2 protein-coding genes and 2 pseudogenes are annotated in these 2193 nt (G+C 53.5%); 3 read left to right on the top strand and 1 reads right to left on the bottom strand.

Going from position 1 to position 2193, the window contains the following annotated elements:
• A pseudogene (locus tag N181_RS08730) lies at positions 1–190 on the top strand (hypothetical protein); the annotation flags it as partial.
• A 14-nt stretch (positions 191–204) separates the two neighbouring features.
• Here the strand turns inward: N181_RS08730 and N181_RS31445 are convergent.
• Positions 205–388: pseudogene (locus N181_RS31445) on the bottom strand (DDE-type integrase/transposase/recombinase); the annotation flags it as partial.
• Positions 389–1200: 812 nt separating this feature from the next.
• On the opposite strand from N181_RS31445, the gene N181_RS34690 reads away from it, so the two are divergent.
• Together N181_RS34690 and N181_RS34245 are read left to right on the top strand one after the other, a co-directional pair.
• On the top strand, positions 1201–1710 hold the full coding sequence (locus N181_RS34690; protein ID WP_231698953.1) for an L-histidine N(alpha)-methyltransferase: 510 nt from the start codon (positions 1201–1203) through the stop codon (positions 1708–1710).
• Between the two features lie 272 nt (positions 1711–1982).
• Positions 1983–2193: hypothetical protein (locus N181_RS34245; RefSeq protein WP_037437867.1), on the top strand; the 211-nt coding region annotated here is incomplete at its 3' end.

The following is a 2193-nucleotide window of genomic DNA, read 5'->3' as shown; positions in this document are numbered from 1 at the left end:
GAAATCGCAAAAAGCCTCGGCTACTGCGGTCCTGACCGGATGGTTACTCCTTGCCGTCAGCAAGGAGACGCTGCGTCAGTGGATGATGGAAGCCGGCATCTGGGTGTTGCGACGCGAACGCAAGAAGCGGGTTTTCCAGCCGCGCGGCCGGCGCGATTGCTTCGGCGAACTCATTCAGATCGACGGCTCGCCGGGGACAGATAAAAAGTCGATCGTGCTGCCAATTTTATCGACGGCGCGGTAAAGGTATGTCCATTGACCACGGACTTTCACACGCGCCAACTTGTCGACTGCAGCCGACGCCGGTGCCAACGCAGCCGCTTTTCGATCTCCGGCGCGTATTTCTAGCCCAGCGAAAGATCGTGTAGTGATCGACAGGCACGCCCCTTCCAACGTCATTTGTTCAAGACCCCTCCCCAGATTCGGGTTTGTCTTTGATCCACGTCAAGGATTACTCCTTCAAACCCTGTAGCCTCTCTTATGGGTTCAGTGAAATACGCCATGAACAGACTCATCAGGCTTATCGGCGATTGCGCCGCGCTTCTGCTCTGACTACCGAGCCGTGCTTTCTCGTGTCTGGGATCGGCGACGGCATTCGGGGACTACGCGCACCACCTTCGTTTGCGGCGGTAAGTGCGTCAACTGGGGATCCGACGAGCCGTTAAAGAATCGAGAGGCGATCAGCTTGAGCTTTCTTGAAACAAGTTTGCAGCTGTTTCGGCAAAAGTATGCGCCTGACTTAGGTGCTGAACAATACGCTCACCACACTGGAGTCGACCGGAATGGCAATCCAATGAGTGGCGCGTTGTTATGGGCTAAGGCTGAAGCCCAGAGGATCAGTAATGTGCTCGTCACTGGCACAACCAATATGGTGGATGCTGAACTCAAGTTAGCCCAAAAACTTCACGGGAGAGTCAGAGATTATGTTCAATGGCATCACCAGGACGAACGATGTCGTAAAGGAATTTCGGTTCTGGAGTATGGGCCTGGAACAGTGCGAGCCTTCCAACAGAAAACGCTTCCGCTTGTTATAGGTCTGCGAGGCGAAACCTCACGTTGCACGCTCGTCGACCGGTCAAGAGAATTCCTCGGGGACATAGCACAGTTGTCATCCGCTTTAGGGTTGAAAATCGAGTTCATACGCGGCGATATATTCTCTGGACGACGCTATTTTTCGACGATGAAGCGGCATTTATTGTCATGTTTGGCCGGACATTTGGAAATCTTGCTGTCCCAACAAATGATACGCACCCCATGGAAGCGGTCGTCGAGACGCTGAAGAAGATATCGAATAGTGCGAAGAGGTGCTGGGTTGCGATCTCAATTGGCTCAGATTTGAGGAGGGATGTGGCGAAGTCCTACTATGAAGCGCATCCTGAATTTCAGCTAAATGTGTTCTATAGAATGAAGGCAGAGCTGCCGGTCGACGGCAATTTCGATCCAGAGGCATTTGAGTATGAGCCGGATGTTATTGGTGGAGACCAATTCATGCAAGTCATACATACAGCGGTGGTCAAAAAGAACCTGGACTTTTGCATTGGCGGCAAGGATATCATCCTATTAAGTGGCGAGCGACTGCATCTGAAGAACTCTTTTTGTTTCTCTGAGTCGTTTTTCAAAAAATGTGCACACCGAGCGGGTTTTGTGCCAATAGATGTGCTCTCAGACGACGCCGGCTCAGCCATTCACGTGTTGCAGAAGGTGAATTAAACAAAACAGAAAGTGACCAGGAGTGATGTCAAGAGACAATGGGACCAGCGGCTCAGCGGCGCCTCGCCTTCGTCGATGCGCACGCTGACTTCGCCTTCCTGCTCCGCCTGAGCCAAGTGCGGAAAAGAGGTCGATGGCGGCGCCCTCGGGTGCAACAGGCGCAGCGAGTTCCAGCCGGTGCTCCACGATGACCTCTGAGCCTTGGTGGAGCACCGGCCGCTTTGATCCAGAGTTTGGGCGATGGCGAGTAAGCGAGTTAGGAAGCAACCAGAGTGTATCATAATTGGCTTGATCGTTGGGACGAGCGGCGGGCGCGGCGCGGTGAGGAAGCGAAGAAAGTAACGAATTTCATCCTCGACGCCGGCCGGGCCTTTCCGGCCGAGAAGAGGATAGAAACTATCGACGAGTTTTGTGTCCTTGCGGACCAGGCCCTGTCTGATTCATATGTGGACGCCCCCTATGGCAAGGGCTTTTTGTCGGGTG

Origin of the sequence: Sinorhizobium fredii USDA 205 (genome assembly GCF_001461695.1) — a bacterium.
Lineage (GTDB): Bacteria > Pseudomonadota > Alphaproteobacteria > Rhizobiales > Rhizobiaceae > Sinorhizobium > Sinorhizobium fredii.
The sequence above is the reverse complement of the archived record's forward strand: the minus strand, read 5'-3'. Positions and strand labels throughout refer to the sequence as shown.